Raw genomic sequence first — 8,216 nt, forward strand, 5'->3', positions numbered from 1 at the left:
CTGGGCCCACGAGCGCAGGGGTCCCCGGCCGAGCGCAGCGAGGTCGGGGTGCGCTCGGGGACGAACGAGGGTGCACTGTGGGGCGGCCGGTTCGCAGGTGGCCCCGCTGATGCCCTGGCAGCCCTGAGCAAGTCCACGCACTTCGACTGGCGGCTGGCCCGCTACGACATCGCCGGGTCACAGGCGCACGCCCGCGTGCTGCACAAGGCCGGGCTGCTGGACGACGCCGAGCTCGAAGGCATGCTCGCCGCCCTGGCACAGCTGGACGAGGACGTGGCCTCCGGCGCTTACCTGCCGGCGGAATCCGACGAGGACGTGCATGGCTCGCTGGAACGCGGCCTCATTGAGCGCGCCGGCACCCAGCTGGGCGGCAAGCTCCGCGCCGGACGGTCCCGCAACGACCAGGTGGCCACGCTCGGCCGCATGTTCCTGCGCGACCACGCCCGGATCATCGCCCGCGGCGTGCTGGCCACCATCGAGGCGCTGGTGGAGCAGGCCAAGGCGCACCAGGGTGTGGCCATGCCGGGCCGCACGCACCTGCAGCACGCGCAGCCGGTCCTGCTCAGCCACCACCTGCTGGCCCATGCCTGGGCGTTGCTGCGTGATGTGCAGCGGCTCCAGGACTGGGACAAGCGCGCCGGTGTCTCGCCCTACGGTTCGGGTGCCCTCGCGGGCTCCTCGCTTGGGCTGGACCCGGAAGCGGTGGCCGCGGACCTGGGCTTCTTCTCCGCCACCCACAACTCGATTGACGGCACCGCCTCCCGCGACGTCTTCGCCGAGTTCGCCTGGGTGACGGCGATGATCGGCGTGGACTTGTCGCGCGTCTCGGAAGAAGTGATCCTGTGGGCCACCAAGGAGTTCTCCTTTGTGACCCTGCATGATTCCTACTCCACGGGCTCCTCGATCATGCCGCAGAAGAAGAACCCGGACGTGGCCGAGCTGGCCCGCGGCAAGGCGGGACGCCTCATCGGCAACCTGACCGGGCTGCTGGCAACACTCAAGGGCCTCCCGCTCGCGTACAACCGCGACCTCCAGGAGGACAAGGAGCCGGTCTTCGACGCCGCCGACACCCTGGAACTGCTGCTTCCGGCTGTTTCGGGCATGATCGCGACTCTGAAGTTCAACACGGAGCGGATGGAGTCTTTGGCGCCCCAGGGCTTCGCGCTGGCAACCGACATCGCCGAGTGGCTGGTCCGCCAGGGCGTTCCGTTCCGTGAGGCCCACGAGCTTTCCGGAGCAGCGGTGAAGCAGGCCGAGTCCCGCGACGTGGAGCTGTGGGACCTGACCGATGAGGAGTACGCCGCCATTTCGGTGCACCTGACGCCGGAGGTCCGCACGGTCCTGTCCACGGAGGGGTCGCTGAACAGCCGCAACTCCCAGGGTGGCACGGCACCGGCCGCCGTCGAACGCCAGCTTGTTGCGCTGGAAGCCGAACTGCGGGACGTGCGGGAATACACGGCCTAGCTACCAACGCTCTCTCACTTTCCCCAAGAAAGTGAGAGAGCGTTGTGCGTTAACCGGCGAGCGGTCCCGGCTAGCATGTGGCCATGAGCGACGCCTTCCGCAGCCACCTCCGGGCCCTGCCCGACTTTCCCACCGACCTGCCGGACTTCGACCCGGCCCACGCCCCGGCGGACCCGGTGGCGCTGTTCACGTTATGGCTGGATGAGGCCCTGGCGGCGGGCGTGCTGCAACCGCATGCCTGTAGCCTGGCCACTGCGGCCGGCAAGGGTCAGCCTTCCGCCCGGATGCTGATCCTGAAAAATATCGACGACGACGGCTGGCACTTCGCCACGTCCCGCACCTCCAGGAAGGGCCGGGAACTGTCCGTCAACCCGAAAGCGGCCCTGAACTTCTACTGGCCGCAGCAGGGCCGGCAGGTCCGGGTCGCCGGCCCTGTGGTTGAGCTGTCCGCCGAAGCGTCGGCCGCAGACTGGCAGGCGCGCCCTGCAGCGGACGGCAGCGACAATCCGGACTGGCAGCTCTACGCGCTCCAGCCTACAGAACTGGAATTCTGGCAGGCCCGCCACGACCGCCGGCACGTGCGGCACCGCTATGGACCGGACGGCATCCCGCTCGGCTGAGTGTTTGACGGTTAGGATGGGCGCCATGACTGCTCCCGCACCGGCTGACCTTCTCGCCGAACTGCACAAAGCCGCCGACATCGTGGCCTCAGCCGCCACGAAATTCACCGATGAGGACATTAAGGCGCCATCGGCGCTGCCGGGCTGGACCCGCGGGCATGTCCTGGCGCACCTCGCCGGCATTACCAACGCCATGGCCCGCCAGCTCGAATACGCGGCCCGCGGCGAAACCATTGAGCTGTACGACGGCGGCCAGGACGGTCGGAACAAGGCCATCGAGATCGCCGCGGGCCACACTGCGGATGCCCATCGTGCGGATCTGGCCGCAGGCCTCGACCGGGCGCTGAAAGCTTTTGACGCGCTCGACGCCGGCTCCGGTTGGGACGCGCCGATTGCCTATCGAGGGGGAGTTGTCCTCGACGGCGGGCTGGCGCTGTGGCGTGAATTGGTGATCCACACAGCCGACCTGGGCACTGGCCTTGGCCCGGAGACCTGGAGCCGGCCATTCTGCGAACACCTTTTCGGCTTCCTGGCTGCCCGCGTGGCTCCGGAGGACAAGCTGGTGCTCCAGCCGCTTGGGCTTCCGCCAAGGACTCTCGGCACCGGCGCCCGCTCTACTGTCATCAGCGGCATGATCACTGACATAGCGGCGTGGCTTGCTGGCCGTGAACCGTCGCTCGGGAGCCTGCGGGCCTCCGCTGCTGCAGACGGCGTGGACCTCCCCGAACTGCTGCCGTGGCCTTCGGGGACGCCCGCACCAAATTAGGTCCTAGCCGGCTTCGCGTGCCAGCAGGCTTTCCGTTGCTTCTCGCGCGAGCAGGCTCTCCTTGATGGCCAGGCCCCAGCGGAAGCCGCCCAGGGAGCCGTCAGTGCGGATGACGCGGTGGCAGGGCACAAACAATGCTGCCGCATTGAACGCGCAGGCGCTGGCCGCGGCCCTGACTGCCTTGGGATTCCCTGACAGTTCGGCGTACTCCGTATAGGTGACCGGCGACCCGGGGCGTACTGTCCTCAGCACATCCCAGGCGCGGGCCCGGAAGGGCCCGGATTTCTGCAGCACGGGAACAGCCATGGCCGGTGCGGGGTCCCCGGCGTAGAAGGCCTCCACTGCCAGGGATATGGGACCCAGGTCTGTCACCGACTCAATGTCGCCCGGGCGCAGCTCCGGATGGATTTGCCCGGTCAGCTCACCTGGCCCGGCCGTCCAGCCGGAGGCCAGGACCACGCCGTCCTGCGCGAGGATGGTGAACGGACCGTCTGGGGTGGACATCACTAACAACTGGGCTTTCATCGCATCGCTTTCTCTGGAACAGCTGGTTCAGGTTGAGGGGCTTTCGGCGCCGCAGCGGCGCGCCACAGGTGCATGGTGGCGTAGGACCGCCAGGGGCTGACCTCACTGAAATCGGGGTTAAGCACACTGGGCCGGGGCGCCGGACCCAACAGTTCAGCGGCGAGTCCATCCCGGCTGGTGGCGGACGTTGCGAGGGCACGGATGCCGTTTTTCACAGCGGCATCGTTCGCCAGGAAGACGTCCGGCGCACCCAGCACGCGCATCGCCACATAGCCCACCGTCCAGGGACCCACGCCCGGGAGGGGGAGCAGCTTCGCCCCCAGCCCCGGCAGGTCGTCGCCATAGCCGAAATCCAGTTGGCCCTCCGCGAGGGCCGAAGCCGCAAAGCGGATGGCGTCAATGCGGCGCTGCGGACCCCGCAGCAGCGAATACCCCGACCCCGCAATGTCCGCCGCGGTGGGAAACAGCCGGGAAAGCCCATCGCCGGGCATCAGGCTGGGACTCCCGGCTGCTGACAGCTGCGTTAGCGCAGTCCGGGCTGCGGCCACCGTGACCTGTTGTCCGATCATCGCCCTCACCAGAAGTTCCTGTGGGTCCACTGCGCCCGGCAGCCGTATTCCCGGGGCATTCGCCACGGAGTTGGCAAGCCGGGGATCCCCAGCCAGCGCGCTGTCAATGGCGACCGGATCGGAGTCAAGGTCGAAAAGCCGGCGCACCCTGCTCAGCAGCGCCGGGAGGTCGCGGAGGTCCACCGCGCCGATGGTGAGGGTAAGCGGACGCCCCGGCGCGCCGCCGTCGTAATGAACACTGAAGCGGGCATCACCGTGTGGCAGCCGCAGCGTACGGGCGTACGACGTCGGTGTCCCCACCTCGATCCCCGGGATGGCCCGGACCGCGAGGAAGGAAAAGACGCCGGGGTCGAAGGGTTCGCGGTAGGGCAGGGTCAGGGTCAGCGCGGTGGCTGCCATCTCCGGCTTGTGGTGCCGCGCTGTGGAGCGCAGGGCTGTGGGCGTCATGGCGAACACCTCCACCATGGTCTCGTTGAACTGCCGGACGCTGCTGAAGCCGGATGCGAACGCGATGTCGGCAAGCTTCATGGAAGTGGAAACCAGCAGGGTGCGTGCGGTCTGGGCACGGCTTGCCCGGGCAAGCGAGAGTGGTCCGGCGCCGAGTTCGTGGCTGAGGATACGGTTCAGCTGCCGTGCCGAATAGCCCAGCCGGGCCGCCAGGCCCTGCACCCCGTCCCGGTTGATAACGCCGTCGTTGATGAGCCTCATGGCCCGCCCGGCGATGTCCTGCCGGACGTTCCACGCCGGCGTCCCGGGCACCGCCTCGGGTAGGCAGCGCTTGCAGGCCCGGTAGCCGGCGTCGTGCGCCGCGGCTGATGTTTCGTAGAAGGTGACGTTGGCTGCCTTGGGGGTGCGGGCCGGGCAGGACGGACGGCAGTAGATGCCCGTAGTCCGGACAGCAGTGTAGAACTGCCCGTCGAACCGGGGATCGCGCGCATCGATCGCGCGGTAGCGCTGCCAGAAGTCCATGCCCCCTATCCTGCCAGCCCATGATGGCACCTGCTAGCGGAAATCGGACATGGCCGTGGGCCGTTGGGTAGAGTCGGATCATGACCGTCCGCACCAGTCCCACCGAGCCGGAACAGCTCCGCGAACTATTGTCCGGAGATGCACGGAGGATCGCACCGCAACTACTGGGATCCGTCCTGAGCCACAACAGCCATGAGGGAACAGTGGCCGTACGGATCACCGAGGTGGAGGCCTACATGGGACCTGGTGATTCCCTGCACCCTGATCCGGGATCCCACACGTTTCGCGGCCCCACGGCACGCAACGCGCCCATGTTCGGGCCGGCGGGCCATCTATACGTCTATTTCACGTATGGAATGCATTACTGCGCCAACGTCGTCTGCGGTCCGGCAGGCACGGCCTCCGCCGTACTGCTGCGCGCCGGTGAAGTGGTGGAAGGGCAACGCCTGGCGGCAGTGAGGCGGCCGACGTCGAAATCTCCCTTTGATTTGGCGAGCGGACCGGCCCGGCTGGCCACTGCCCTTGCCCTCACTACGGCGGACAGCGGGCGGGATGCACTGAGCGAACCCTTCGAGCTGCGGCTTCCGGAAACTGCTGCGATGGAGGTCAGTTCCGGGCCTCGGGTGGGCGTTTCCGGGGACGGCGGCACCGGTGACTACCCCTGGCGGTTCTGGCTGCCGGGGGACCCTACGGTGTCCCGCTACAAGGCGGCCAAGCCACGTCCGGCGAAGTTTCAATCACGTTAACCGAAATGGTTGTAGAATGGACGGTCTGTCTTTTGCGATAGGGGAACGTTTAATGCTCGACGCCGATTTGGCCCACGAACGGGACTATGTTGCTGGCCTGTATGCGCGGCTGGAAGAATTGCGCGCCGAAAAGCGCAAGCAGTTGGCGCAGGTCCGCCGGGCCGGTGCTGTGGGCACCATGCAGAATGTTTCCGAGCGTGACGCCTTCGCCGCGCTCTATGAGGACCGCCTTGCCCAGCTCGACGCCGTTGATGACCGCCTGGTCTTCGGCCGCCTTGACCTGGATTCCGGGGAAGCCCAGTACATCGGCCGCATCGGGCTCACCACCGAGGACCTGCAGCGGCTGATGGTGGACTGGCGCGCGCCCGAAGCCGGCCATTTCTACCAGGCAACCGCTTTTGACCGGCAGGGCGTGCGGCGCCGCCGGCACCTGATCCTGCAAGGCAGGGTAGTCAAGGCCATCGAGGATGACGTCCTGGACGCGGACATGCTCACCGACAACGAGTCGCTGCAGGGCGAAGGTGCACTGCTCGCTGCCCTGGACTCCAAGCGGACTGGCCGCATGTCCGACATCGTCGGAACCATCCAGTCCGAGCAGGACCGGATCATCCGTTCCTCCATCTCCGGTGCTGTCGTAGTTCAAGGCGGTCCGGGCACCGGCAAGACGGCCGTTGCGCTGCACCGCGCCGCCTACCTTCTCTACACCCACCGGGACCGGCTCAAGACTGCAGGTGTGCTGCTGGTGGGCCCGTCGTCGTCGTTCATGAAATACATCGAACGCGTACTGCCCTCACTCGGCGAAACCGGGGTGGTGATGGCCAGCCTCGGCCGGCTGATGCCTGGCATCAGTGCGGTGGCCGAACCCGAGGCCGACGTCGCGGCCATCAAGGGCCGGCTGGACATGGCGGATGTTGTAGCCAATGCCGTGGCAAACCGCCAACGGACCTTTGCCGAAAACCGGGTCGTAGAGGTTGACGGGCGGAAGCTGGTGCTCACGCCGCGGCAGGTCCGCCGCGCCCGGGAACGCGCGCGCTCCACAGGCAAGCCGCACAATGAGGCACGCGTGACCTTCGTCAAGATCCTGCTCCGCGAGCTGACCGAGCAGATGACCGAACTCGTGGAAGCGGGAAGCCTTGGCAACAACGCCGACCGCTCCTACCTTGCGGAGGACGTCCGCACTGCCCGGGATGTACGGATCGCGCTGAACCTGTGCTGGATGCCCATGACCCCGGAGAAGCTCATCAGCGAGCTCTTCAGCAAGCCGGCGATCCTGGAAGTCTGCACCCCGCACCTCACCCCGGCCGAACGTGCGTTGCTGCTTCGCCCGGTGGATGCGCCCTGGACCGAGTCTGATGTGCCGCTCCTGGACGAGGCAGCGGAACTGCTGGGCGAACTTGACCCGGCTGCGGGCCGCGGACTGGCGCAGCAGGAGCACGATCGAGCCCGCGACCTGGCGAACGCGAAGCAGACCCTGGTGAACATGGAGGCTGCCGGTGTCGATGCGCTCATGTCGGCCGAGGAACTGGTGGACCAGAACCAGGAGCGCGAAGCCCGGCAGACAGCGGCCGAACGCGCCACGTCTGACAGGACCTGGGCCTTCGGGCACATCGTGGTCGACGAAGCGCAGGAACTTTCGCCGATGCAGTGGCGGCTTCTGGTCCGCCGGTGCCCGCTGAAGTCGTTCACCATCGTGGGCGACATCGCACAGACAAGTTCCGTGGCCGGCGCGAACTCCTGGCAGGGTGCCCTGGGTCCGCTGTTCGGGGACCGCTGGCAGCTGGAGGAACTGACGGTCAACTACCGTACGCCGTCGCAGATCGCGGAAGCCGCAGCACGGATGGCCAACGCAGCCGGCCTTGTGGTTTCTGCGCCCAAGGCGGTCCGCGAGGGCCGCTGGGCGCCCATCATCGACAAGGTGGCGGCCGGAGAAGTGGTCAACCGCCTGGTGGAGGCGCTTCCCGAAGAGCTGGAAGCGCTCGACGGCGGCCTGCTGGCCGTGATTGCCGACGGCGACCTCCTGCCGCAGGCGACGGCGGCCTTGCGTGCCGTCTATGGCCGGCGCATCGGAACCGGCGCCGGAAGCTATGAGCAGGACATCGTGGTCATCAGCCCGCGGGAGGCCAAAGGCCTTGAGTTTGACGGGGTTGTGGTACTGGAACCTTCCAGGATGCTGAACCACGAGCACGGGCGGGTGGGGGATCTCTACGTCGCCATGACCCGGCCTACCCAGCGGCTTCGCCTGATCGCAGCAGAGGGTGTGCCTGCCGGCATCGAACGCTAGCCCGGTCGGCGGGGATTGGCGGCCACCGGCCCGGTTCATCCGGCGCCGGTGGCCGCCAATCCTGCTAACTTAGAAGTCGTGTCAGAACTCAACGATCTCGAATCCCAGCAGAACGACCCCACCTTCGCCAACATCTGGCAGGAGCTGAAGTGGCGCGGCCTGGTCCACGTCTCCACCGATGAAGGGGAGCTGGAAAAGCTCCTCGCCGGTGAGCCGGTCACGTATTACTGCGGGTTTGATCCCACCGCGCCGAGCCTGCACTTGGGAAACCTTGTC

7 protein-coding genes and 1 pseudogene are annotated in these 8,216 nt (G+C 67.3%); 6 read left to right on the forward strand and 2 right to left on the reverse strand.

Annotated elements, in window-relative coordinates:
* From argH to ACLKOZ_RS11470, 3 genes are all read left to right on the forward strand, one after another.
* Complete coding sequence (gene argH / locus ACLKOZ_RS11460; protein ID WP_436475175.1) at nt 1–1,464, forward strand: argininosuccinate lyase; 1,464 nt, start codon at nt 1–3, stop codon at nt 1,462–1,464.
* 83 nt (nt 1,465–1,547) lie between these two features.
* A complete protein-coding gene (locus ACLKOZ_RS11465) occupies nt 1,548–2,084 on the forward strand; it encodes a pyridoxine/pyridoxamine 5'-phosphate oxidase (RefSeq protein ID WP_436475145.1) in 537 nt (178 codons plus the stop codon).
* 25 nt (nt 2,085–2,109) lie between these two features.
* Nucleotides 2,110–2,850, forward strand: coding sequence for a maleylpyruvate isomerase family mycothiol-dependent enzyme (locus ACLKOZ_RS11470; protein ID WP_436475147.1), 741 nt, complete (start codon nt 2,110–2,112; stop codon nt 2,848–2,850).
* Between the two features lie 3 nt (nt 2,851–2,853).
* Here ACLKOZ_RS11470 and ACLKOZ_RS11475 read toward each other — a convergent pair whose 3' ends face one another.
* Nucleotides 2,854–3,375, reverse strand: a complete 522-nt coding sequence (locus tag ACLKOZ_RS11475; protein ID WP_436475149.1) for a methylated-DNA--[protein]-cysteine S-methyltransferase — start codon at nt 3,373–3,375, stop codon at nt 2,854–2,856.
* The gene (locus ACLKOZ_RS11480) at nt 3,372–4,913 is read right to left on the reverse strand and encodes a DNA-3-methyladenine glycosylase 2 family protein (protein WP_436475151.1); all 1,542 of its coding nucleotides are present in this window, start codon (nt 4,911–4,913) and stop codon (nt 3,372–3,374) included. The genes ACLKOZ_RS11475 and ACLKOZ_RS11480 overlap by 4 nt, the downstream gene beginning before the upstream one ends.
* Before the next feature lie 80 nt (nt 4,914–4,993).
* Here ACLKOZ_RS11480 and ACLKOZ_RS11485 point away from each other — a divergent pair, with 80 nt between their 5' ends.
* The 3 genes and pseudogenes from ACLKOZ_RS11485 to ACLKOZ_RS11495 form a co-directional block, all read left to right on the forward strand.
* Nucleotides 4,994–5,659: a DNA-3-methyladenine glycosylase gene (locus tag ACLKOZ_RS11485; protein ID WP_337352191.1), complete on the forward strand. Its 666-nt coding sequence runs from the start codon at nt 4,994–4,996 to the stop codon at nt 5,657–5,659.
* 52 nt (nt 5,660–5,711) lie between these two features.
* Entirely contained in the window at nt 5,712–7,940 is a 2,229-nt protein-coding gene (locus ACLKOZ_RS11490; protein ID WP_436475153.1) for a HelD family protein, read from the forward strand.
* Nucleotides 7,941–8,018: 78 nt separating this feature from the next.
* Nucleotides 8,019–8,216: pseudogene (locus ACLKOZ_RS11495) on the forward strand (tyrosine--tRNA ligase); the annotation flags it as partial.

This window comes from Arthrobacter sp. R4, assembly GCF_051365025.1.
GTDB lineage: Bacteria > Actinomycetota > Actinomycetes > Actinomycetales > Micrococcaceae > Arthrobacter.

Coding starts and splice junctions, on each gene's coding strand:
- ACLKOZ_RS11490 (WP_436475153.1), top strand. CDS start 5,712: ATGCTCGACGCCGATTTGGCCCACGAACGGGACTATGTTGCTGGCCTG.
- ACLKOZ_RS11475 (WP_436475149.1), bottom strand. CDS start 3,375: ATGAAAGCCCAGTTGTTAGTGATGTCCACCCCAGACGGTCCGTTCACC.
- ACLKOZ_RS11480 (WP_436475151.1), bottom strand. CDS start 4,913: ATGGACTTCTGGCAGCGCTACCGCGCGATCGATGCGCGCGATCCCCGG.
- ACLKOZ_RS11470 (WP_436475147.1), top strand. CDS start 2,110: ATGACTGCTCCCGCACCGGCTGACCTTCTCGCCGAACTGCACAAAGCC.
- ACLKOZ_RS11465 (WP_436475145.1), top strand. CDS start 1,548: ATGAGCGACGCCTTCCGCAGCCACCTCCGGGCCCTGCCCGACTTTCCC.
- ACLKOZ_RS11485 (WP_337352191.1), top strand. CDS start 4,994: ATGACCGTCCGCACCAGTCCCACCGAGCCGGAACAGCTCCGCGAACTA.